Consider the following 25,350-nt stretch of genomic DNA (forward strand, 5'->3'; position numbering starts at 1 on the left):
TCAATCTCACCGGGTTCGATACGGTATCCCCTTATCTTGACCTGGTCATCACCGCGACCGAGGAACTCGATATTGCCGTCGGGGAGCCACCGTCCCAGGTCACCAGTTCTGTAGATACGATCACCGGCTACGGTACTGAAAGGGTGGGGGATGAACTTTTCGGCAGTCAAGTCAGGGCGGTTAAGATAACCCCTCGCCAATCCGGCCCCGCTGATGCAGATCTCACCGGTTACCCCAACAGGCACCAGTCCCTGATCCGGCCCCAGGATGTATATCTGGGTATTGGCTATCGGATGACCGATAGGTACTAAGTTATGATTTTCATCTTTAAAATGATAAACTGTGCTATAGGTGGTACATTCTGACGGACCATATAGGTTTCGAACTTCAATAGTAGAATAGTCAAGGGCTTCTTTAAGTTTTACAGGTACGGCTTCCCCCGCTATATTCAAAGCAACTACGTTATGCCAGTTGACTCCCAGTTCAATTAAACTTCTTACTGCGGATGGCACTGTATTAATCAGTACCATGCTATCCTGTAATAAGTAGTTTTGAATTTCAAACACAGAATTAAGTACTCTGATAGTTTTCCCTAAAATAAGCGGTAAAAAAAATTCAAAAACAGATAGGTCAAAACAATAAGATGTCGTGGCATACATTATCTCAAAAGAGACTTCCTTAAACGCATTAACAGCCCAATTTAAAAAAGCTATGGCATTGCCATGGCATAGTTCTATCCCTTTCGGTTGTCCTGTAGAACCGGAGGTATAGATGACATAAGCGAGGTTTTCATATCCTGCTTTTTTTCTCACTTTTTTGGATAATCTTCGTTTTGAAAATTCTCCAACCCTTTTAACATTAATTATACTTCCATCAAAAGTACGAGGAATTACTTCTAATCCATTTTCGTCAGTCAAAAGCAGATTTAATAGCGTATCTTGAATTATATCAGTAATTTTTGATTCAGGGTAATTTATGTCAATTGGTACGTAAGCGAACCCAGCTTTTAATACCGCTAATAACGATATGATCATCCATTCAGAACGATCGAGGAGTAAGCCAATAATTGAATTTTGATTACCTTCTTTAAAATTCCAATCAACCAATAATTTGGCTAAATTGTCAGAACATAAATCTAATTGTTTGTAAGAAATAGTATTATCTTGAACTAGTATTGCTGTTTTGTGAGGGTTCTTTAAAAATGATTGGTTAAAAAGATCAAGGATGTTATTTTCTTTTATTTTTTCAATTGGTTTGTTAAAATGGAATAAAAGAGTATCTTTTTCTACCTGAGTCAATATTTCAAGATCTTTAATTGGTTTTTCGGGAAAGTCGATTACTTGTGATAATATTATCAGGTATATTTCGTAATATTTTGATATTGTAGATTTATGGAAAAGATCCGTTGAGTATTCGATTTCGAGAAAGAAATCGCCATCAGGGTCATTCGAAAAAAAAAAGGTTAAATCCAGCTTGGAGGTTAAATTTTCGAATTCAATTTTTCCTCTAGGAAATAAATATTTCTCTATAGAACTCCATATCAGGGAACTCTGTTGGCTATTGAAGTTACCCCAATTCGTTTTATGTAAAACAACCATAACATCAAACAAGGGATTTCTACTGGCATCCCATTTTAAGTCAATGGCTTTTATCATTTCCTCAAAAGGGAAATCCTGGAATTCAGTTCCTTTGAGCGTATTTAAACCAAGTGTTTCAAAAAAAGATAAAAGCGATTGTTTTTCATCAATATGAGAGCCTATGGGTATTGTATTAATGAATAATCCGATTTGATTTTCAATAGCAACATGATTTCTTCCTGATACGGGAGCTCCAATGATAATTTTTCTTTGACCGGATAACTTGTAAATCAGCAAGATCAATACTCCAGAAAGCAAATTGAATACGGACAAATTTATCTTTTTGCAAAAATCAACAACGGTTCCATACTTTTCTTTTCCAAGGTAGAATTTAGATATTCCTCCATTAAACGTCTTTGTTTGCTTTCTGGAATAATCATAGGGAAGATCAACCAGATCGTATCCTTCTAAAAGATTGCTCTCGCGAAATAATTTTGATTTTTTTTCCTTAGAATCATTAACCTTTTTTATAAACCAGTTAGAATAATCCCTATATTGAATACCAAGAGGCTCAAGGTTAACAGACTTATTTTTAATAAGGTTTTCGTATGCGGTATTTACTTCATTTATTAATATATCTAACGACCACCCATCGCATATAATATGATGAATGCAGATAAATATTGCAGCTTCGTTATTTGCGACATTAGTTAATACAACTTTAATTAGAGGGCCTTCCGAAAGGTTAAAATAATGATTATGTAAGACATTGATATTTTTTAAAATATCTTTCTTCTTATGGGTGACTTGGCTGAAATTCTCAAATTGGATATTGAAAAGAACGTCATTTAAAATAAATTGTCGCGGTTCGTTTTTTACTTCTTTAAAAATTGTACGTAGACTTTCGTGCCGTTTTATAACAATTCTAAATGCTTCTTCTAGATGAATTTCATCGATGTGTCCCCGGATGAGAAAGCCTTTTACTATATTATAAGCTATGGTACCTCTTTGGGACTGGCACAAAATCCAAATCCTAAATTGAGCATTTGAGAGCGCGTAACTTTCTTCCTCTTTTATTTTTTCAATTGGATTACTAGTGTTGGTGGAGTTTCTTAAAAACGCAATTAAATCATTTTTTTTTTTCTTAACCTCGGCGATGAATTCATCTGATAGATTCTCCACTTGTCCAATTAATTTTAATTGACCGGCCTCTGCTGCTACAGGAACAACATTTTTATTTTTTAATTCCTGAATAATTTCAAAAACATTCATAAGATGATTTGGTTTCCATGCGCTTCATTGTATTTCAGCCATACTATTTGTTCAATAAAGTTAATTAGTGAACTAAGCCTACTATTTTTAAATATGTCAGAAGCCTGAAGATTAATACTAAAATCTTTGTTAATTATGTTAATTATTTCCACCATTATTAATGAATCTACCCCGATTTCGTTGAGTTCAAGATTTGAGTACTCAAGCAGTTCTATATCAGTTAATCCTGATTTTAGAGCGATGATGTAAATTAAATATTTTTTTACACTTTGGAAGTCTTTTTCTAATATTACCCGATTTAAAAGTTCTGTTTTTGTTTGCGGCAGTGTGACATTGATGGCTATTTTATTCTTCGACATTAGGCTTTTAAAATCTTTTTTCAGATAGAGCTCTTTACACAGCAGCCGCTGCAATTTTCCGCTAGTGGTTCTGGGAATTGCACGGGGTTTTAAAATAACTATGTCAGACGGTGATATACCGAATTTAGAAGTGACACAACGGCTGATCGAATTAATTATTTGGGTTAAATCGATTTGATTAAGAAACTTTCTTTGCAATTCTGCAGCAATTATAAATGTGTCTTTTTCTTGTGGGTTTTCAAAAACAACAACTCCATTGGACTCCAACTTTGAATGGCTTTCAGATACCGCCCTCTCAATGTCATATGGGTAATAATTTTTACCTCTAACGATTAACATCTCTTTTATGCGGCCGATAACAAAAAGTTCATTGTTGTAAAAAAAACCAATATCTCCGGTTTTTAGATATCGATTTCCGCCTAGTTCGATAAAACCCTCACCACTTAATCCACTCCAGTACCGTTTGGTTACGTTCTTGCCAGAGATGCAAATTTCTCCACATTGTAACTCCTGGCATTCAATAATATATTTGGTTAAAATTATTTTAACTGTTAAAGCATCAGGAACTTTCCCAGAGCTCACAATTTTTTCTGATGTTTTATTGTTTTTTTTTGTTAGTTGAATAAAGCCCCCGTCTTCTAAATTTTCCCCCTTATTAATTGAAATGATAGTTGGTTTCTTTGAACTTTTAATCCCGGAAACAAGCAAAGTAGCTTCCGCTAAACCATAACACGGGTAAAAAACATTTTTTTTAAATCCACATGGTCTAAAAAAAAATGAAAATTGGGTAATCGTCCCCGGTTTTATATAGTCAGCTCCGTTAAATGCGACTTTCCAGCTTGAAAGATCAATTTTAGATAAATCACTATCAGCCATTGCTTTAATACATAAATCATAGGCGAAATTGGGTCCCCCAGAATGAGTAACTTTAAACTTCGATATGGCTTCAATCCATATTTTAGGCTGTTGAAAAAAATAAAATGGAGAAACTAAAATACAAGTGCAACCAACGTAGATACTTTGAATGATGTTTCCAACCAACCCCATGTCATGGTGAAATGGAAGCCAGGAAAAAATGATAGACTCTTTGTTACAATTGAATGCCTGTTTTATTTGACGTTGATTGCTTATCAGATTTTCGTGTGTAATCACCACGCCTTTAGGGTTGTCTGTGGAGCCAGACGTATATTGAATAAAGGAAATTCCACTGTTTAAGATATCAGGAAATCTTGAACTCTCGATTAATGGGTAATTAAGGTCAGTAGCAAATATGGGTAAATATTCTAAATGGTTTAACTTAAGCGAATATTCTATTTTTGATAGTAAACTATTTGAACACAAAATAAGGCTGGCTTCAGAATCCTTAATTACATTTAAAAATTTCTCAGTTAGGTTATTCTTTAATAACGGGGCAATAGGTACAGCAACGGCACCCACATATTGACAGGCAAAGAAAGAAATGATAAATTCTAAGGTATTATCGTATACCAATAGTACATTTTTTCCATTATGTGACCTAAATAGTAGTTGATTAGCTAGTGACTCAATTCTATTGTGAAGTTCACCATAGGAAATTTTAATATCAGAAGCATCATTTGTGTCGGCAAATATAAATGCCGTTTTTTCAGGAAAAATAGTGGCATTTTTTTTTAGATATTTAACAATGTTATCCTGGATTTCCTCCATAATACAAAAGCGTTTGTTTTAATATTTATTAATTTTTTTTAGCTCAGTTGGAAACAATGTGCGGCGTATTATATGAAAGCATTTAAAATTAATAACTAAAAGTTGAAGTTGCCAATAAAATATAGTTTCGAAAAGATATAATTCTATAATGCGGTCGTAAGTTTTTGTTAATTAAAAAATTGGAATTAAACAATTGAAGGAAAGTACTAAAGGGGTTAGAAAAATCAAAGAGATAATGGAGGTTGCAGGCGGAGATCAGGCAGCTATGGAATTTATAGGTTTAAAGCAGAGAGCTTCATTGCGGCTATTGTTCCTGTATCTTAAATTTCTAAAAAACGCCTTTATTTTTATTCGCAAAATGTAAGTGCCTCTTGATAAAGGTTTGCTAATTTGGGGTCGCAATAAAAATAATAGGGGTATTTGAAATTGATAGATGGCAGTCAGCGATTACAATATCGGCTGAAAATTGGATTTTTTGAGCGCTGATATTTTTAAAAGATTCTAATAAACATGGCGAGGGAGAGATAAATATTATATTCCAAAACTTAATTAATTTTCATAAATGATAGCTTATTGGGCATAAGTGTAGATTGGGATAGTACTAAAAACGCCATTAACTTAAAATTATTTATGCTGAAATGTATTTTAAATTTTTTATAATCAATTATTTAATATGAATTGTATTGTAATATTTATCAAAAGACTCTTTGAGAAAATGTAATATATAGTAAAAGCAGTATGAATATAGAAGTATTAAAATCAAAAATCCACCGTGTAAAAGTCACGCAGTCTGAGTTAAATTATGTTGGTAGTATAACCGTCGACGAAAATCTACTGGATGCCGCAAATTTAATTGCGGGTGAAAAGGTACAGGTTCTTAATTGTAACAATGGTGAACGTTTAGAAACATATATCATTAAGGGAGAACGCGACAGTGGAATCATATGTCTAAATGGACCTGCAGCGAGGAAAGCCTCGGTTGGCGATATCATTATTATAGTATCGTACGCAACAATGGATTTCGAAGCAGCTAAAGAATTCAAGCCTTGGATGATCTTTCCGGATTGTGATAACAACCTAATAAAATAAATCTCTTTCCGAAGGAAATGCCTTTAGTTGGTGTTGTTAATTAGATACGTCGCTGGGAGAGTTTGTATTTTGTAAATTTGTTTGGAATCATAAACAACGAACATTTATGTGCTTGAGTAAACAAAATATAAATAAGAATGAATGAAATCTGATGCTCGATACAAAGATGTCGTTTAAGATTTGCAAAAAATATTCTAGATTTTATTTCGACATCGTATGGAAAATATAAAGAATAAATTGAATTGTATTCTTCATTTTTGAAATTGGCACCGTGTTAAATAAAATTTTAATAAATAAGCTGATTTGATAAAATCTGAATATATATATATTTATATTGTAAGCGCTTTGACTAGGCTTCAAACAATAGTTTGAAAAGAAAATGTAATCTCAAAAAATTAAAAGATAAATTTGATTAGGATGGAAGATAAAATGTATCTAAAACCCAATGTGGTGTTCGAACCTTTAATTTCAAATTGGTATGCCTGGAGTCATTTAGTGTTTCCTGCGACCGCTGCGCTAAATTTGACCGGCAGATACCTCCCTATCATAGATTCTTACCTTTTGGAACCGGAAGCTCATGCAGAATCAGTACGTAACCCTAAAATGTTGGGGGGGCCATTTATGGATTTGAAAGGCGAAAAAGTGGATGAGGTTAGTCAACTTAAAACGAACATTTTAAAATTTAATAGTCTATTAATTAATTTTTCCGACGCTATCAAAGCTCTTGATAGGTTACTTTTCTATGAAGCTAAGGGATATGGACTTGAGAGCCTTTATGAAAAAATACCGCAAATTCTGAAAGGATATGTGGAACTATATTATGATCGCAACAACAACGCTGATTTTCGATTTGTAGAGCCATTGTTATATAAAAGTAAGTATTATAATAAAGAGATACAAAGTATAGCAATATGGGTTACAGAGAATGATCAACGGCCATTTTGTCTTAGTACCCCTCGTTTTAAAGACCTAAAAACAGTTTTTTTACCTTTGCCATTTGAGGACCGTCGCATAGATGAATTAGTTAAAATGAAAAGAATACCTCAACCGCTCCAGAACATTAAATCATTGTTCGATATTTCAGAGTCAGACGAGAAATTATTTGATTCGTTTTTTACCGAAGAAAAGCCAAAAGAGTATAAAAAATATTTAGGGGATAAAATACGTATGCGATATTTTGGACATGCATGTATATTAATTGAAACTAAAGAACTTTCGATTTTAATAGATCCACTAATTAGCTATTATGGATATGTTTCTGAAGTAAATCATTTTTCTTATGAAGATATTCCGGAAACTATTGATTACGTACTGATAACGCATAATCATCAAGATCACATTTTGTTTGAGACTTTACTACAATTGCGATATAAGATAAAAACAATTATAGTCCCAGATTCAGGCGGCGGTAGATTGGAGGACCCCAATTTGAAGCTCATTTTAAATAATATCGGTTTTGACAATGTAATTTCCATTAAGGAGATGGAAACTATAAATTTTTCTGATGCTGCTATAACGGGAATACCCTTTACCGGAGAACATAGTGATTTAAATATTTTGTCAAAAACTTGTTTCCTGGTAAAAATAAGCAAGTTTAAACTCTTATTTATGGCTGATTCAAGGATTATAGACCCGACATTATATCAACATGTTCAAAAAGAGATAGGAACGGTTGATGTAATGTTCTTCGGAATGGAATGTGATGGAGCTCCATTAACTTGGCTTTATGGTCCATTAATGACAAAAAAGATTCCTCGGGATCAAGATGCTAGCCGTAGACTTGCTGGTTCCAATTTTGAGGAGGCATTCTCGTTGTTAAATATTTTTCGTCCAAAAGAGGTTTATGTTTATGCAATGGGGCAGGAGCCGTGGTTGGAATATATATCTTCTGTAAGGTATACCGACGAGTCGAATCCGATTATTCAATCAAATAAATTAATAGCAAAGTGCAAAGAACTTGGACTGACTACTGAAAGACTATTTGGAGAAAAAGAAATCCTTTATGAACGACTTAGTTGATTTTTCAGATAAAGAAATGAACTGCAATTTATTAATTCGTTTATCATAAAATACAATTAGGTTTTAAAAATAAAATGAATATTGATGCTGCTATTAAAATTTACAAAAGTATTCATTAGTGCAAATAGCAGCCTTTGGTTATAGAGGATATGAATGGAAATTCTGAGAAACACGAAAATAGAAGAAGACAGTTATTTTTGTTTCATTTTGCCGGGGGGAGTCGTTATTCGTTTGAGTTTATGATGCCCTTTCTTGCCGATTTTGAAGTAATTGCTTTAGAACTGCCAGGAAGGGGAAATCGGATTAACGAAAACTTAACAAAAGATTTTGAAGAAGCTGCATGTGATTTTTTCGGTCAAGTATTAAAATCTTTAAAAGGCTTAAATTTTGTACTTTACGGACATAGCCTTGGTGCATTATTTGCTTTCAGAGTTTGTCAGCTTTTGGAACAACGAAATGTTTTTCCGACATATATTGTCGTAAGTGGTAATCCGGGGCCAGGAATAACTCTAGATAAAAATCTGAGTGAGCTTAAGAGAGACGATTTTGTATCCGAATTAATAAATCTGGGTGGTATTCCTCACGAGATAGTTGAAGATTCAGACACATTGGATTTTTTTATACCGATTTTGAGATCAGATTTTGGAATGGCTGATTATAAAAAACTCAAATTAGTAGGTGTAATCAATGCTCCTATTTATGCTTTGATGGGGGATAAGGAAGAGAGCGTAAACGAAATTACAAATTGGAAAAACTTCACTAGAGCCGATTTTCAGTGCAACGTTCTAGATGGAAATCATTTTTTTATTTACGAGCAAGCTGAAAGGATTGCCAACGTTATTAAGTCATTTAATTTAAGGAATAATTGATATATTAGGTATGAAAAAGCAATTACTATTGGCCGCCAGTTTACTGATGGCATCTATTACCACTGAGGCCCAGATAAGCGACACGGCGCGGATACTGGTGCATTACAAATTTACCCATATAAGAGATACAACAGATCGACTACATGCATACACAGAAAACATGGTGCTGTTCGTCGGTAAAAGTGCGAGTGCTTATAAAAGTTACGACGGAATCTTAGCAGATGCTCAATTTAAAAAGGACTATGCCGTGCAGTCAGCTAGCAGCCCGGATGGCCGTGTTAGAATAGATCGACGACATGTGGGGTCTTTCTCCGAATATTATCAGTTCCCTAATAAACAAAAGCTATTCATAACGGATCAGCTGATGGTCAACAGGTACCTGATAGAAAGCCAAATGCCAACAATCGAATGGAAGATTAGCAGTGATACCGCTACTTTTAGTAGCCTGCATTGCCAGAAAGCCGTTTGCAATTTTAAAGGGAGAAGTTATACTGTATGGTTTTGCCCTGATCTGCCTGTGCGTACCGGCCCATGGAAATTAAACGGATTACCTGGCGTTATCGTAGATGCCCACGACTCAAAAAACGAAGTGATATTTAAGTTTGACGGAGTAGAGAATGCAATTCCATCACCGCCAAAACGTCAACCTTCAGGCAGCTCCAATTCCAGTGGGCAGGATCTGCCCCCAATATTGCAGGGTTTGGATGATGACCTTAATTTAATAGAACCGCCGGTCAGAGCGATCAAAACTACACAAAGGGAATTCGACAAGCTACAGGAAACCATGAAGAAGGACCCGAATGCATTTGCGCAAGCCATAATGGCGGGGCAGCGCGCGGATATACAAGGCGACCGTCCAAAACCAGATGCTATCAGGGTTAAACGCGGTCCCGGCCGAACTGGTCCAGTAATCAATAACCCAATAGAAATAATCCAATAGGAAAGGAAATGATGCAGTTGATGCGAGTTGCATCTTTATCGCTTTTATGGTTTTTTTTTGCTGCTGGGGGATATGCACAATCGGTGAGGGGAACAGTGAAGGACACTATTGGGAAGGGGGTGCCTTATGCCTCCGTTAGCCTGAGGAACAACCTGAACAATACCATCGTTGCTTATACGATAACTGATAGTGACGGCAGCTATACTTTGAAGATTCCTGTTAACTCCCCTACAAATAATCTGGCGATTGTAGTCCGCATTATTGGTTATAAATCTGCAGTCAAAAACATAGCAAGTCTTGATCTTCCTGTTGATTTTACGCTAATGACAGTGCTTAACCAGTTGCAGGAAGTAGTGGTCAAGAGCAACCTGCCGGTAATACGTACCCGTGGCGATACATTGAGTTACAAAGTATCCGATTTTACCAGTCCGCAGGATCGAGTAATCGGAGATGTGATCAGGAAATTACCGGGTATAACTGTCTCGGCCGACGGAACAATAAGTTATAATAACAAGCCGGTTTCGGCTGTCTATATAGGTGGTGATAATCTACTCGACGATAAGTATAGCATTGCGACGAGTTCTATTCCGCAGGGAGCGGTTAATCATGTGCAGGTAATTCAGAACGACCAGCCTATAAAAGTATTGCAAAACAAGGTGATGAGTAATGACGTAGCATTGAATCTGGACTTCAATAAGGGGGCAAAACTGCATTTGATCGGAGAGGAGAGTATCGGCGTCGGACTGCCTGGCAATTACGACGTGACTTTGAATGCCATGACGTTTAAGAATAGTTATAAGGCTATCAATTACCTCGGAGGCAATAATGTTGGTTACAATGTGCAGAAGGACTTGTTGTCACATAACATAACCGATTACAACCAGCGCATAGATAATGCTTTGCCCGCAACGATACTTTCAATTGGTACGGTAAATACCCCAGCGCTGGCGGAAAATAGGTATCTACTTGATAAGGCGGGGGTCTTCAACTTAAATAACCTCATAAATCTGAAGAAAAACGTACAACTTAAGGTTAATGCTTACTACGTGCACGACACACAACGACAGGAATACAGGCAGCAAACAAGTTATTTTTTACCCAACGACACAGTGAGATACACGGAGATACAGCACGGCCGTTCAGTCTCCGATATTTTGCATACTCAGGCTACGCTGAATATTAACCGGGATAAATATTACTTAAACAATGCTTTATTGATAGATTTTAAAGACATAACCACTTATTCGGGATTGAATACCGACAGCGCTGCGGTTAATCAGGTACTTAAGGATAAGACTCTGAACATCTCGAATGAATTCAATTTGATTAAGGTATTAAAGTCGAATAATATTATTCAGGCGTATTCTTATATCAGTCACTCCGCGGAGCCGGAGAACCGTTTGATTGGCCCAGGTTATAATGCCGCAGTATTCAATTACAATATGCCATACGCACAACTAATACAAAATGTGAATATCCCTAGTTGGTATACCAATAATTATTTTTCATTCAAGATACCTTCAAATCTGATAACGCAGAGCTTCAAAACAGGCTTTAGCGTTCAATCGCAAATACTTTCGTCGGATTTGAATGTTGTGCAGAATAATAACAGTGTCAACCTAGAATCGGATAGTGCTTTGAATCACGTCAATTGGAGAAAGAAAAAACTGTACGCCGAAGCGGCATACGACTTGCTTGGCACTGTTATGAAAGCAAACTTGACCTTGCCGGTTGTTCTCCAGCAAATCAACTATTCCGAGGGTTTGTATACACTAAATAAAAATCTGACGCGGTTTTATTTTAATCCGCAATTGAGTGTTAGATATCAGGTGGGTACAGAGAATTATATGAACTTTTATTACAGTTACCGTGATCAAACTGGGACTATTGAGGATATTTACCCTGGATACATCCTGATTGATTACCGCACACTTTATGCCAATAATGCCGGACTCACCGAACGTAAGAACCAGCAAGCTGGTGGCGGTTTTAGCTACCGTAAAGCAATTAAATTGTTTTTTTGGAATATTAATACGCTTTATAATCATATTGCTGCCAATAACATAGCATCAAACGTGATTACTAATAATTTACAGAAAGGCATTGTGCTTCCATACCCCAACACCACAGATTCGTGGATAATCAACGGCTCCATTAGCAAATATTTATTTGCGCTGCGTACCACCTTTAGTGGGGCTATACAGTGGCGGAGCAGCCGTTCTGTTCAGCTACAGAATAACGCCCTGTTACCGTTCAAAACGATATCTGAAACATTTAGTTTGAATGCCGATACAAAAGTGAGCGACAGGATAAATTTTAGCTATAAAGCAACATTGACTCAAACGTACAGCCATTCGCCGGCGGTGACCTCCGCATATCAGGTCAATCAATTGCTACAGCAGGGTTCAGTTAGTTATATTCCGGTCGAGGCTTTACAATTCAAATTATCAGGCGAGCATTATTTCACCCGCCAACAGGGGAATTCTGATTTAAAATATTTTTTCGCCGATGTCGCAGCCAAATTCCGGTTGAATAAATGGAAGACGGACTTCGAACTAACTGCTGTTAATTTGCTTAATGTGAAAACTTATGACGCGCTCTACTTATCAACAAACACGTTGACGGTCAGTTCATACGAATTACCCGGAAGGATCGTATTGCTTAAAGTGATGTTCAATCTATAATCTAAATACATCCGAAACCTGAATTGGGGGACAAGCCGTTACCAGAGCTGTACATTACACTTTATTTAATATACTCCCTTTAGCAATGTTAGCCTACTGGCTTAAAGCTATTATGCTGATGCTTTCGGATTTTGCCAAACTCGATAGTTTGGCGCTAAGTATTAATGGCAATTTGAACTACAACGGCATTGGTACACTTATTTTATTACCCAGATGATGCTTACAGATTAAAGAATTACATAAATGCCGCCACCAAAGGTGAGGGCTTTAAAGAAAGCCCGTAAGGTGGGATTCATTAGGATAATTTTAAATCTGTTGTACTGTCTTGTTTAGGCTCCTTCAGTTCCTGATATTTTTCGTACTTCTTTAGCGGCTCTTCATCCATTCATACCGTACTTATACCATAATCTCTGCTCCAAAATTATTTCCCCAATACTGCTTCTTGCGTAAACCCGGGTAATTCTTGAACATTGTCAACGCTGTTTTTCCTTTTATTATCCCCATAGACCCGCCAATGCTCAAGTTGGATGGAATGCTGCATGCCGGATGTACATGGTCTGCCGGGATGGTAATCTCCAGAATCTCCACTTCATTCCAGTTACATACTGCCTTTGTCTTGTTTTTCGATGTATTAGCTGCCATATTACCATCTTGTTTAATATAATTTAATGTTGTAAGGAGGCTTTTGTTTATCAGATTAGTAACTTTATGGCAATCTAATTGATACATGACTTTTCCTTAGATACGTCAGCTACTAAACTGCCTCAGTTTACAAGAGCCAACGGCCCTAAAACTATATATCACTAGCTTACTATAAAGGTAATAGTATTCCGCATTACCAGTTGTCTTATCATTATATGGCGATTGATCTCACAATTAAATCGAACCATTGTATATTTAGTTCGAAGTATGTCCAGTAAGAATTTACTAACCATATTCTACAGTGAGCAGAAAGTGCAATTGGTCTAACATGTGGCCCAAACTCTGCCAAATACGAGAATTTCAAAAACAAAAGCCTCAAGTCGAAAGATTTGAGGCTTTTGTTTTATATGTATATAAATCTTCCGTGATATAGGGAGGAAGTAAAGCGTGCCGATTAACGAGACAAATAGATTTCCCCCATATTGGTGTAGTTACTATATGAATAAGTATCATGTGTTAATTTTCTGCTTTTTTTTATTGTTAATAATTGTAAATATTTAGCAAGCAATTTATTGGTATATTGCGTTATATCTCGATGGTTTTTTGTTTTTGTTTTTTGTCCAAATCTATATCAGCCACCTAATGATAAAGCATCATTTTAAAATTGCTTTTCGAGTATTTTGGAAGCATAAATTGTTCACTCTGGTAAATATTTTCGGTTTATCTATCGGTATAAGTGCCTTCCTAGTGATTTACATGGTTGTCCATTATGACTTTACGTTTGATAAATTTCATAACGACAGCGACAGAATATACCGTGTTGTTATGGACATTTCATCGCAAGGGCAAAAAAAACATTCTAGCGGCGTGCCCGTCCCGCTGGCTAAAGCAGTTAAAGAACAATCCACTGGGATACAGGCAACTGTGCCACTTTTAACACTATCGCCAGATTTCGTTTACGTCGAAGGAAATAAAAATGCAAGGCGGCGGTTTAAAGGAGGGGCCAGGATCACATTGACTGATCAGCAATATTTTAAAATTTTTAACTATACATGGCTTGCTGGTTCATCGCAACACGCGCTGGATGCACCTAATCAGGTAGTATTGACATCTAAACAGGCAATGCTTTACTTCCCGTCTTTGCCATTCCAGGATATAATTGGTAAAATAGTTACCTATGATACCCTGAGCACAACTGTTAGCGGAATAGTTCAAACACCTGCTAAAAACACTGACTTTGCTTTTCATGATTTTATCTCCTTTGGTACAGCTACAACTAACAAGCCTTTAGCTGCTGGATTAAAAATAGATACCTGGAACAGTATCTTTTCAGGATCGCAGCTTTTTGTAAAACTAATGCCAGGTGTATCCGCTACTGGAGTTGTAAAACAAATTAGTATCATTTACAGGAAGAGTAATCCGCCACAGTCGGCTAAGCAAGAGCTTACAAACACTACGAACCTGATCTTGCAACGATTAGATGATATTCACTTCAATCGCGATTATAGCATTTTTGATTTTTCTTCTCCGACCAGTAAAACCACCCTTTACGGTTTGCTGACTATTGCCGGCTTTTTGTTGTCACTTGCATGTATCAACTATATTAACTTAACCACCGCCCAGGCATCACAAAGGGCAAACGAAATTGGCATCCGCAAAAGTATGGGTTGCAGTCGACTGCAATTGATAGTTCAGTTTTTAAGCGAAACATTTTTTATAACATTCTTCGCCGTTATCATATCTATGTTACTCGCGTTAGGTATTTTAAAACTGTTTGCCGACTTTATACCTCCGGGCATCCATGCAGATTTACTATATCAGGAGGATGTTATAATGTTCCTTCCCATTTTAGCTATTGCGGTAAGTGTTTTGGCTGGTTTTTACCCTGCGATTTTACTATCTAGCTATAAACCGATATCGGTTCTAAAAAATCAAGTTAGAAGTGAAAGCGGCAAAACGCGAAACGGATGGCTCCGCAAGTCACTTACTGTTTCACAATTTATTGTAGGTCTGTTTTTTCTAATGGCAACGATTTTGGTAAGCAAGCAGATTTATTATGTATTGCATAAAGACCTAGGGTTTAAAAAAGATGCTATCCTTATCATTAGAACACCCAAGAATATTAATATGGTTAGCCGTAATAAGATCCTACTGAATGATTTCCGATTGATGCCCCAGATTACCCTTGTAAGTTTAGGTGACGAACCTCCCTCATCGTTTACTTATAACAGAATGCGGGGTGTTTACGACGATGGGAAAAAACAGATAATAACGGAAGAAGTGATATGTGAGGCAGGTGATGAAAATTTCATTAAATTATACCAGATAAAACTACTTGCAGGTAGAAATATACAGGAATCGGATAGCGGGAAAGCCATTATTGTCAATAATACATATGCTAAGGCATTGGGATTTGTTAACCCTTACGATGCTATTGGAAAACAGCTGACCGGTTTTTCTGGCAGCGGAAAATCCGTAAACATTATCGGGGTGGTTGCTGATTATAATCAGCGGTCACTGCATTCGCCCATATATCCTTCAGCTATACTATGGCCACAGCGTAAGATAGATATGAGAACAATACATGTTGGTTTGAAACCTGCAACTGCGGGCGGTAATGAGTGGAAAACCGCTATTGCTGAGATGGGGAAGACGTGGAAGAAAGTTTATCCTGATGACGATTTCGATTGCCAGTTTTATGATGAAACAATAGCTAAATTTTACGATGAAGAACAACAAGCATCAACTTTGCTCAGGTGGGCAACAGGGTTTTCAATACTGATTAGCTGTCTTGGGCTATTAGGACTTGCTGTTTATACAATGAACCAACGAAAAAAAGAAATCGGTATACGCAAAGCTTTTGGAGCAACTGTTGCTCAAATAGTAATCTTACTATCAACCGAATTGATTTTGCTTATTTTACTTGCTTTTATTATAGTGACGCCGATTGCGTGGTACGCCATGCACCATTGGCTAGAAAACTTCGCTGACCACACAGCTATAAGCTGGTGGATATTTGTTTTAAGCGGTATGGGGATGGTGCTTGTTGCGATATTGACGTCTGGATTTGAAACAGCTAAAGCAGCGTTAGCCAACCCGACGAAAAGTTTAAGGAGTGAATAAGTTTATTGCAATGCCCCTATCAACTAAAGGCTCCTGCTAGTTTTAGTTCAATAGGAAGGGGCCAAATCTTATACTTGCATTCCTCTCATGACCATTTCGCAAATAGTCCCAAATGGATAAACTGGCTCCTTGAGGTGAAATTTTCGGGTCACATCAGTTCGGCTATGTGTCTATGGTCGGTCTTTGTTTTTATATACTCAATGAAACATCAGGAGAATTAATTCAGGTATGGGGTAATATCAAAAGATAATATCAATCCGGCAGACTTGATAATGTCAACCCCATCCAATTTGAAATCGCTAACTCCATGGGGCTTAGAATAAACTTAGTTGAACCAAACCTACAAATGCTTTTTCAATGTCACTTAAGGTTGCCAGGATAATAGTTTGTTTATCGTTTATGGTATCCGTACTGCCAATCTTTGCAGTCATTTCAGATTTCAGATCGTTCAAGGCTGCATTTAAGGCATCCTGACGGTTTTTAAATTGTTTACCATAAACAGAGAGACCATAGCCGCCACCTGCAATCCCAAAACTATAAGATAAGGCATACGTCCATACCGCGTTAGGGCCCCTGCCTGGACATTCCGGGGGCCTTGACCACCTTATCCGAAAACTGCAAACAGGCAGTTCCGTAACACTTTGATCATATTAATTCATTGACTGTTAATTGCGATTTTCCAAATTACAGACACAACTCAATGCTCTATTGGGCACGGAATGGGCTGGTCTAGCTACTCAGAATATCCAATTACGATCAGAATTTCATAAAAATTACGTTACAGTTGATGTGCTTAGAAAAACAATTTTTGAAAGCCTGGACGCTGAAATGTCTAAAAGCCGCGTCAGGCTTTTTTAACAAATTCCGATTTGAGAGCCATCGCGCCAAAACCATCAATCTTACAGTCAATGTTGTGATCGCTGTCTACCAAACGGATGTTCTTGACTTTTGTGCCGGCTTTAATGGTTTGGGAGATTCCTTTTACCGGCAGGTTTTTGATCGTTACCACTGTATCGCCAGCCACCAGGATATTGCCGTTACTGTCCTTTACCACTAAGCCTTCATTTCCTGGCGTTTCCACTGCAGCGTTCAATTCATGACCACATTCCGGGCAAACAAGTAAGCTTTCCAGTTCATAGGTATAAGGGGATTGGCAGATCGGGCACGGCAAAAGTTCAGTCATGGCAAATAGGTTGTTAAAACGTAAAGGTAAAAATTGCCATGTTCGTGCAGGAGCAAATAATAAATCAACTGGTGACAGTGAAATTTTCAACATAAGTACAACTATTTGATTACCTGATTGTTTAAGATATATGGAACGAACAGAGGAAATGCACAGTTTTCCGTATGATGCGACTATTGATGGCATCGAACATCATTTCCGCATTACGCAAAATCATAGTAGCTACGGCATTGAACAGGATGGTGTGGTGATCGGTGAGGTGGCACACTTCGACAACTGGCAGCAGACGACAGGAGAGCCACTGAGCAAGAAATTACTGGATAGCATCTGCGAACATATTGAGTCACACTATGGCTGAAATTTCAGCGCGGATTGAATTTGATGTGCGCCAGATAGGGAGTCACCAGTTGCGTGCCTTCGAATACACGGTACCGAAGGATACGGTTAGCCAGCCGGTCATAATAGACCTCACCGTAAATCGATCCAATATTATACAATTGCACAACTAACCCGTTCTCTTCCCGGTCGGCAAGGAAAGTACCCTGCATGATCGCTTCTGCTTTTTCCTGCTCGCTTAATAGTTGGTATTGTTCCATCGTCAGCATATCCAAATTTAAGCAACAAAGCTGACAAATCGGCTTCATAATAATACATTTGCCGTATGACTGTGAATTTTACTATTGAACTGGACGGTGTAAATTTCCGTTTCCATACGATGAACCGGGTGCGGCTGCAACTCTACCAAATCTATGTGCAGCATGAGGGTAAGGAATTGCGGTTCCATATGCAGGCGGATGAAGCCGGGGAATTTAAAATCGTGGGTGACCATGTCTGTCCGGAGACCTACCTGCACCTGGAAAGCACCTTTAGCGATGCGATCAAAAAACTGGGTGAAATAACTTCATAAATACTTAAAGCTCTTGCAAACTATGGGTAACAAATTGCTTTTCCCGTTCCCGCAGGTTGCGGTCCGTTTTGATCTGGTATCCTTTTTCCATTTCATGCAGTTTGAACCAGTCGATTGCCGGTATCATATTCCGCGAATGAAGTTCGAGCCTGATCATCAGGCTTTCGTTTGGTTCCCGGCGGTTCTTGATAATATTGCTTAGTTGCGTCTGGTGGATCTGGATATCAACGGCGAATTCCTTCTTTTTTCTGCCGGTCACCCGGAGGTACTGATCGAGGTAATAGCCGAAATGATGGGTAGGCTCGAAATGGCCTTTTTTGATATAATTCTCTAGTTTAAATTTGAGCTGCATAAGCTGGTAACGCAATTTATCGTCGCTGCTCATCGATTCCTGGCGTTTTTTCCGATGCGCTGCCAATTCCTGGTCCGCTTTAGCTTTTTGCCTCGGCGTGATCCGCGCAGGCATCAACATGCTGTCGGCGATCTGTTCACCATTATTTTCTGTTAATATTTTTTTGATGCTCATGCCAGGTATTCGTTTATGACGTTAAATAAACCGATGTCTTCCAGATATAACTGTCTGCCTGAATCCTCCATGCCATAATGGTTCATGTAGTGTTGCTTCAGGTTCGTTTTCGGCAACAGGGATATCGCCGGGAAATCCTCGAAGCGGTCCATGGCCTCCTGCGCAGCAAATGCGATCAGACACCCGGCGACCCGGTCGAACTGCTTGCCCTGCCCGATGTTTTCACTGGACGCCGTCAACAATTTGATCTCGATCCTTTGCTCGGCCGGATGTTCGATTAAAGCTACTAGGCCCAGTATATCATCGCTGCCAGTTATTGTCAATTTGTATAACTCGCAATCTGCAACTAAGGGCCGCCACCGGAACACATACCGTTTAACGGTAATGTTCCTGAAGTCCGCAGGCAATACCGGCGAAACCTGCGCCGGGTGCTGCGCTCCATTAGCTACTTCGAGTATATACATATCAAATATAAATAAAAATTTACATAAATGGTAAATTTTATAGCGAAACTTTTCAGCTTCCTTGCAATTTAACCATTCATTCGCCGTGAATTCCGAGTGACTTCAGCCTGAACAAGTTAATGGTCTTAAAACAAAAGTGCAGAAAAAAATGTAAAAAAGATTATGGAATTGCTAAAAATATTAGCATAACTTTATAGTCCCAAATTTAAAACGTTATGGTGCCCTTCAATTTAGAAATCGAACTGGAAAACACAGCGGCCTCGGCCAGCATTGAGCAACTGGACCGACTGGCAGATGAAGATGGCTTTATCCGCTTTGATGTGACCTGCTGCGAACGCCGTTCGGTGATTTATGTCAATGTCGAGAATGATGTCCCGCCTGTCACACCACAGGGTGCCGAAGCTTATTTTGAAGCAGTGCATTATCCCGAACAGCCATTGGCCTTCAGCGAAGAAGAGGTTTTCAGCCGGGACGAGATGCAGGCTATTGGACACGCGATCCGTAAATACAACCGGGAGCTAAACAGCGGGTCTGGACGCTTAATGTCACAACCTTAATATTAAAAAATCATGGAAGCAGAAAAAGAAACTATTATCGCCCGACTTCGCCAGGACATCCTGGCCTGGGAGGGCTTCAAGCCACCGCAGCCGGGTGCCGCGGGCAGCTTTGGTCTCGGCCTGCTGGAATCTGCTTTTCCTAACGGCGTATTCCCGACGGGCGCAATTCATGAATTTATCAGTGAGTGCCCCGAAGAAAGCTCGGCTTGCAGCGGGGTTATATCCGGGCTATTAAAAAACCTGCTGGCGCAAGGAGGCGCTTGCCTCTGGGTCAGCTATACGCGTCGGATCTATCCGCCTGCGTTGAAGCTTTTTGGCATCGACCCCGACCGCATTGTATTTGTGGATGTACCCCGCCAACAAGATGTGCTTTGGGTTGCTGAAGAAGCGCTGAAATGTGACGGCGTAGCGGCCGTGATCTGCGAGACGGCCAGCCTGACCTTTATGGAATCCAGGCGCTTACAGCTGGCGGTAGAACAAAGTCATGTGACAGGCTTTATCCTGAGAAAGAATGCTAAAAAGATAACGGCGACCGCCTGCATCGCCCGCTGGAAAGTGACACCTGTACTCAGCAGGCTGCGGACAGGCATGCCCGGTGTGGGTTACCCGCGCTGGCAGATCGAGCTGTTAAAAGTAAGGAACGGCACGCCAGGCAGTTGGACTGTGGAATGGCGGCACCATCAGTTCCGCCCGGTGACCAGAGAAAAGCAACCCGAAAAACTGCGCCGGTATGCCTAAGCGTTTTGTATCCATATGGTTTCGTCATTTGCTGACCGACCGGCTGACCATTCGCCGCCAAGAGCTCAAAGGGAAGGCTTTTGTCTTTGCAGAACCTCAGCGGGGCCGGAAGGTGATCACCGCAGCAACAGCGACTGCCGAAAAATACGGGATCCTACCGGGCATGACACTGGCCGACGCCAAAGTGATCGCGCCGGACCTCCAAGTATTTGACGCAACGCCCGGCCGTAATGAAAAGCTACTGAAGGGCCTGGCTGAATGGTGCCTGCGATATACGCCGCTAGTGGCTGTCGATCTGCCTGACGGACTGTTGCTGGACGTTACCGGCTGTACGCACCTTAAAGGCGGCGAACGTGCTTTTCTCAAAGACCTCGTCGAACGGCTGGCAACTCTCGGTTATGATGTGCGGCCGGGAATGGCGGATACTATCGGCTGCGCCTGGGGAGTGGCACGCAGTGCCAAAAAGGGGCTGATTGTCGCGCCCGGCAAACACCGCGATACGCTAATACCCTTACCGCCATCAGCATTACGTCTGCCCCTGGATCTGCTCATGAAATTACATAACCTTGGCCTTTATACAGTCGGTAGCTTTATCCATATGCCCAAAGCGGTCATCCGCCGCCGCTTTAATAAAGACATGGTGCTGCGTTTGTACCAGGCGCTGGGCCAGGAAGAAGAATTCCTGATCCCGATGCAGGAGCCGATGCCCTATAGTGAACGGTTGGCCTGCCTGGAACCCGTTCGTACCCGGACCGCCATTGAAATGGCGCTGACGACTTTACTTGAAACCTTATGCAAACGTTTGTATCAGGAAGGAAAGGGATTGCGAAACGCGGTACTGACCTATTACCGTATCGACGGCAAAATTGGCACCGTCAGCATCGGTACCAATCACCCGACACACCGCTGCAACCACCTTTTCAAGTTATTCAGCTTAAAATTAGATACCGTCGCACCGGGATTAGGAATTGAGCTATTTGTTTTGGAAACCCTAGCTACCGAACCAGTCACCGATATGCAGGCCGATCTTTGGGCTGCGAAGCCCGGACCCGACAGCGAAGAGGTAGCTGAACTGCTGGACCGTGTCGCGGGCCGCATCGGCGTCGAGGGCATTCAACGTTTTTTGCCTGCCGAGCATTTCTGGCCAGAGCGCAGTGCAGAGCCCACCGGGAATATCGCTAAAAAGCCCGTTAATGAGTGGCGAACCGATAAGCCGCGCCCAATACAGTTGCTCGAACCGCCGGAAACAATAGAGGCGATGGCGTTGACTCCGGACTATCCGCCGAAACAGTTCAACTATAAGGGAACGCGGCATGTCATCGTCCATACCGACGGACCGGAACGGATCGAGCGGGAATGGTGGCTGGATCAAGGGGAACACCGGGACTATTACACGGTCGAAGATGAGGATGGCCGCCGGTATTGGGTTTTCCGTTCCGGGCATTACGACCCCGATAAGCCGCAGCACTGGTATTTACACGGATTTTTCGCATGAAATACGTTGAATTACAAGTCACCAGCAATTTCAGCTTCCGGCGTGGCGGCAGTCATCCGGAGGAACTCGTCGACCAGGCGGCCGACCTGGGCTATGACGCCATTGCAATCACCGACCGAAATACGTTTGCCGGTGTAGTCCGCGCGTATGTCATTGCCAAAGAGCGGGGCATTCGCTTCATCCCGGCCTGCCGCCTGGACCTGCTGGACGGCCCAAGCCTGTTAGCCTACCCGAAGGACAAGGCTGCTTATGGGCGCTTATCGGCGCTGTTGACAGTAGGCAACTTGCGGGCCGAAAAAGAAAAATGCTACCTCTATAAAAAGGATGTTTATGACTATGCGGAGGGCAACATCTTTGTGATCATTCCACCCGACAAGATCAACGAGGATTTTGAATTTGAGCTGGTTTTTAAAAATCATGTGCATGATTATCGCGACCATCTGCCCGAGCTCTACCTGGCGGCAACCCGCTATTATACCGGTGATGACAACAAGCGGCTTTTCCTGCTCTCGGAACTCGGTGTACCGCTGTTAGCTACCAATGATGTCCATTATCATGAGCCCGGTCGCCGGGAAATTCAGGACATTCTCACCTGCGTTCGGGAAAAATGCACAATCTTCAATGCGGGTTATCGGCTGCACCAGAACGCCGAGCGCTTTCTGAAGCCCATCCCGGAAATGGAGCGCTTATTCCGCAGCTACCCCGAAGCCCTTGAAAACGCCCGCAATATCGCCGATGCCTGCAGGTTCGATCTGAAAAGCCTGGAATATGAATATCCCCGTGAACTGACCGAGGATGGCCGGACACCACAGGAACAGCTGGAAATGCTAACCTGGCAAGGCGCAAGGGCTTATTACGGCAACGAGATCCCTGAAAAGGTGCGCAAAGCACTGATCTCCGAATTGTCGATCATCGAAGAAACCAAAAACGCCAATTATTTTCTAACCGTCGAGGACTATGTACGCTGGGCCAATGACCGGCAGATCCTGAACCAGGGACGCGGCTCTGCCGCTAACTCCGCGGTTTGTTTCTGCCTGAAGATCACTGCAGTAAAGCCGCACAATTCGCGGCTCCTCTTCGGGCGTTTTCTGTCCGTCGAAAGAAACGAACCGCCTGACATTGATGTCGACTTTGAACACGAGCGCCGGGAAGAGGTCATGCAATATATTTATAATCGGTTCAGCCGGGGGCGAGCCGCGATCCTGCCCACGGTGACTGTTTTGCATTATAAAGGCGCGGTGCGGGATGTCAGCCGGGCGATGGGCCTGTCGGTGGATGTCGTGAATAAACTAGCAGAGGCATTTGGTGAATTCAATGAAGAAGATATGGACGCGAAACAACTCCGGGAATATGGGCTGAACCTGAAAGATCCGCACCTGCTCAAAGTCCTGCAATTGACCGGACAGATGATCGGCTTTCCCCGCCAGCTCGGGCAGCATACAGGTGGCTTTGTCATTACTGAGGGCCAGCTGACCGACCTCTGCCCGGTGTTCCATGCCCGCATGGAGAACCGGACTAATATTGAGTGGAACAAAGATGATATCGATGCGCTCGGCTTTATGAAGGTGGATGTGCTCTCGCTTGGCATGCTTACCTGCATCCGTAAGGCGTTCACGCTTTGCCAGGAATTTTATGGGATGACGCTCAACCTAGCTAATGTGCCGGAAGATGATCCCAAAGTATATGAGATGATCACCGCAGCCGATACACTTGGTGTATTCCAGATCGAGAGCCGCGCGCAGATGTCCATGCTGCCGCGCATGAAACCGACCTGCTTTTATGACCTGGTGATCGAGGTCGCTATCGTACGGCCAGGTCCGATCCAGGGCGATATGGTGCATCCTTATATCCGCCGCCGCAATGGCGAAGAGCCCGTGGATTATCCTTCCGACGAGATCAAGGACATCCTGGAACGTACGCTCGGCGTACCGCTTTTCCAGGAGCAGGCGATGGAATTGGCCATCGTTGCTGCTGGTTTTACCCCTGGTGAAGCCGACCTGCTTCGGCGCAGCATGGCGACCTTTAAGTTCAACGGGTTGGTCACCAAATTTGAGCATAAGCTGATCAACGGGATGGTGTCCAGAGGGTATACGAAGGAATACGCACAGCGTATCTTCAAACAACTGGAAGGATTCGGCAGCTACGGCTTCCCGGAGAGCCATGCTGCGGCTTTTGCACACTTGGTCTACATCTCCTGCTGGTTGAAATACTATTATCCTGAGATCTTCGCGGCGGCTTTACTCAATAGCCAGCCGATGGGTTTTTATTCGCCTGACCAGATCGTGCGGAACGCTCGGGAACATGGGGTAACAGTATTGCCTATCGATATTAACTATTCTTACTGGGATAATGTGCTGGAGGCCAGACAAGGAAAGTACTTTGCCCTGCGCCTCGGCTTCCGCGAGATCAAAGGAATCCGTGAGGAAGATATGCAACTGCTGGTAAACGCACGGAAGCAGTCCTATACCCACGCAAACCAACTCTGTGAGATCGGGATCGGTGTTGCCATGCTGGAACGGCTGGCGAACGCCGATTGTTTCCGCTCGCTTGGCATGGACCGTAGGCAGGCGCTTTGGGAAGTAGCCGCGTTAAAAGACCGGCCCATTGGTGCCTTCGAGGGGCAGCCCTCCGAAAGCGAATTTGAACCGCAGGTGAAACTGCCTTTCATGCGCCTTTCCGAACATGTGGTTCATGACTATGCTTCCACCGGCCTGAGCATCAAAGCGCATATAGTCAGCTTTATCCGGGAAAAATTAGCGCTGCTGCGCGTACGGCCCATTCACCAGGCAAACAATACAGAAAATGGCACTGTGATCAAGGTCGCTGGCAGGGTCATGAACCGACAACGACCCGGAACCGCCAAAGGGGTTTGTTTTATTACGCTTGATGACGAGACAGGGTTCTGCAACCTGGTGGTGTTCCCAAAGACATTCGATCAGTACCGCAAAGCAATTTTGGGTTCACGCATCCTGATGGTGGAAGGTAAGGTGGAGCGCACCGAGGTCGTGCATATCATTGTCAGCAAATGTTATGATTATACGAAGCTGCTTGGCAACCTGACCGATACCATGGGCGATGAACTGCCCATCATGACACCAACCAGTTCGGATGACAAAAGCGGCTTATACATCCCAGATGATCTGCGAGGTAAAAGCAAGGGCATGCTGCCGCAGGAATACCTGGACAACGGCCGCAATTTTCGATAAGATATACGATCTTT

At 41.3% G+C, this 25,350-nt stretch carries 20 protein-coding genes; 13 read left to right on the forward strand and 7 right to left on the reverse strand.

The genetic code is table 11. The annotated features are described in order from the left end of the window. On the reverse strand, positions 1 to 2,849 hold a 2,849-nt coding region (locus tag AB6735_RS24225; RefSeq protein WP_370998717.1), incomplete at its 3' end, for an amino acid adenylation domain-containing protein. Further along, positions 2,846 to 4,894, reverse strand: coding sequence for an AMP-binding protein (locus tag AB6735_RS24230; RefSeq protein WP_370998718.1), 2,049 nt, complete (start codon positions 4,892 to 4,894; stop codon positions 2,846 to 2,848). The genes AB6735_RS24230 and AB6735_RS24225, both read right to left, overlap by 4 nt. A 738-nt stretch (positions 4,895 to 5,632) precedes the next feature. Between AB6735_RS24230 and panD the strand changes: the two genes are divergently transcribed. The 6 genes from panD to AB6735_RS24260 all read left to right on the forward strand — a co-directional run bounded on the left by panD (position 5,633) and on the right by AB6735_RS24260 (position 12,712). After that, positions 5,633 to 5,983, forward strand: a complete 351-nt coding sequence (panD, locus tag AB6735_RS24235; protein WP_370998719.1) for an aspartate 1-decarboxylase — start codon at positions 5,633 to 5,635, stop codon at positions 5,981 to 5,983. 417 nt (positions 5,984 to 6,400) lie between these two features. Further along, entirely contained in the window at positions 6,401 to 8,002 is a 1,602-nt protein-coding gene (locus tag AB6735_RS24240; RefSeq protein WP_370998720.1) for an MBL fold metallo-hydrolase, read from the forward strand. Positions 8,003 to 8,136: 134 nt separating this feature from the next. Continuing rightward, the gene (locus AB6735_RS24245) at positions 8,137 to 8,871 is read left to right on the forward strand and encodes a thioesterase II family protein (protein WP_370998722.1); all 735 of its coding nucleotides are present in this window, start codon (positions 8,137 to 8,139) and stop codon (positions 8,869 to 8,871) included. Positions 8,872 to 8,899: 28 nt separating this feature from the next. Continuing rightward, positions 8,900 to 9,811 (forward strand): GLPGLI family protein, encoded by a 912-nt coding sequence (locus tag AB6735_RS24250; protein ID WP_370998723.1) that lies wholly within the window; start codon positions 8,900 to 8,902, stop codon positions 9,809 to 9,811. Between the two features lie 20 nt (positions 9,812 to 9,831). Next, positions 9,832 to 12,495: a carboxypeptidase-like regulatory domain-containing protein gene (locus tag AB6735_RS24255; RefSeq protein WP_370998839.1), complete on the forward strand. Its 2,664-nt coding sequence runs from the start codon at positions 9,832 to 9,834 to the stop codon at positions 12,493 to 12,495. Positions 12,496 to 12,580: 85 nt separating this feature from the next. After that, positions 12,581 to 12,712, forward strand: coding sequence for a hypothetical protein (locus tag AB6735_RS24260; RefSeq protein ID WP_370998725.1), 132 nt, complete (start codon positions 12,581 to 12,583; stop codon positions 12,710 to 12,712). 179 nt (positions 12,713 to 12,891) lie between these two features. Here the strand turns inward: AB6735_RS24260 and AB6735_RS24265 are convergent, their stop codons facing one another. Continuing rightward, complete coding sequence (locus tag AB6735_RS24265; RefSeq protein ID WP_370998726.1) at positions 12,892 to 13,137, reverse strand: transposase; 246 nt, start codon at positions 13,135 to 13,137, stop codon at positions 12,892 to 12,894. Between the two features lie 642 nt (positions 13,138 to 13,779). Here AB6735_RS24265 and AB6735_RS24270 point away from each other — a divergent pair. Further along, complete coding sequence (locus tag AB6735_RS24270; RefSeq protein WP_370998728.1) at positions 13,780 to 16,260, forward strand: ABC transporter permease; 2,481 nt, start codon at positions 13,780 to 13,782, stop codon at positions 16,258 to 16,260. A gap of 844 nt (positions 16,261 to 17,104) precedes the next feature. On the opposite strand, the gene AB6735_RS24275 is transcribed toward AB6735_RS24270, so the two are convergent. After that, positions 17,105 to 17,443, reverse strand: a complete 339-nt coding sequence (locus AB6735_RS24275; protein WP_370998841.1) for a zinc ribbon domain-containing protein YjdM — start codon at positions 17,441 to 17,443, stop codon at positions 17,105 to 17,107. Positions 17,444 to 17,591: 148 nt separating this feature from the next. Here AB6735_RS24275 and AB6735_RS24280 point away from each other — a divergent pair, with 148 nt between their 5' ends. Continuing rightward, positions 17,592 to 17,801, forward strand: coding sequence for a hypothetical protein (locus AB6735_RS24280; RefSeq protein ID WP_370998730.1), 210 nt, complete (start codon positions 17,592 to 17,594; stop codon positions 17,799 to 17,801). 4 nt (positions 17,802 to 17,805) lie between these two features. Here AB6735_RS24280 and AB6735_RS24285 read toward each other — a convergent pair whose 3' ends face one another. Then, positions 17,806 to 18,039: a hypothetical protein gene (locus AB6735_RS24285; RefSeq protein ID WP_370998731.1), complete on the reverse strand. Its 234-nt coding sequence runs from the start codon at positions 18,037 to 18,039 to the stop codon at positions 17,806 to 17,808. 65 nt (positions 18,040 to 18,104) lie between these two features. Here AB6735_RS24285 and AB6735_RS24290 point away from each other — a divergent pair, with 65 nt between their 5' ends. Beyond that, positions 18,105 to 18,350, forward strand: a complete 246-nt coding sequence (locus AB6735_RS24290) for a hypothetical protein (RefSeq protein WP_370998733.1) — start codon at positions 18,105 to 18,107, stop codon at positions 18,348 to 18,350. A 4-nt stretch (positions 18,351 to 18,354) separates the two neighbouring features. Here AB6735_RS24290 and AB6735_RS24295 read toward each other — a convergent pair whose 3' ends face one another. Beyond that, complete coding sequence (locus AB6735_RS24295; RefSeq protein ID WP_370998734.1) at positions 18,355 to 18,876, reverse strand: hypothetical protein; 522 nt, start codon at positions 18,874 to 18,876, stop codon at positions 18,355 to 18,357. Beyond that, positions 18,873 to 19,340 (reverse strand): hypothetical protein, encoded by a 468-nt coding sequence (locus tag AB6735_RS24300; protein WP_370998735.1) that lies wholly within the window; start codon positions 19,338 to 19,340, stop codon positions 18,873 to 18,875. The genes AB6735_RS24295 and AB6735_RS24300 overlap by 4 nt, the downstream gene beginning before the upstream one ends. A gap of 215 nt (positions 19,341 to 19,555) precedes the next feature. On the opposite strand from AB6735_RS24300, the gene AB6735_RS24305 reads away from it, so the two are divergent. From AB6735_RS24305 to AB6735_RS24320, 4 genes are read left to right on the forward strand one after another with little or no spacing between them, the layout of a single operon-like run. Then, complete coding sequence (locus tag AB6735_RS24305) at positions 19,556 to 19,897, forward strand: hypothetical protein (RefSeq protein ID WP_370998737.1); 342 nt, start codon at positions 19,556 to 19,558, stop codon at positions 19,895 to 19,897. A gap of 12 nt (positions 19,898 to 19,909) precedes the next feature. Further along, positions 19,910 to 20,635, forward strand: a complete 726-nt coding sequence (locus AB6735_RS24310) for an ImuA family protein (protein WP_370998739.1) — start codon at positions 19,910 to 19,912, stop codon at positions 20,633 to 20,635. Continuing rightward, complete coding sequence (locus AB6735_RS24315; protein WP_370998740.1) at positions 20,628 to 22,130, forward strand: DNA polymerase Y family protein; 1,503 nt, start codon at positions 20,628 to 20,630, stop codon at positions 22,128 to 22,130. The genes AB6735_RS24310 and AB6735_RS24315 overlap by 8 nt, the downstream gene beginning before the upstream one ends. Beyond that, on the forward strand, positions 22,127 to 25,336 hold the full coding sequence (locus AB6735_RS24320) for an error-prone DNA polymerase (RefSeq protein WP_370998741.1): 3,210 nt from the start codon (positions 22,127 to 22,129) through the stop codon (positions 25,334 to 25,336). The genes AB6735_RS24315 and AB6735_RS24320 overlap by 4 nt, the downstream gene beginning before the upstream one ends. The last annotated feature ends 14 nt before the right edge of the window (positions 25,337 to 25,350 follow it).

It is taken from the genome of Mucilaginibacter sp. RCC_168 (assembly GCF_041355315.1).
Lineage (GTDB): Bacteria > Bacteroidota > Bacteroidia > Sphingobacteriales > Sphingobacteriaceae > Mucilaginibacter.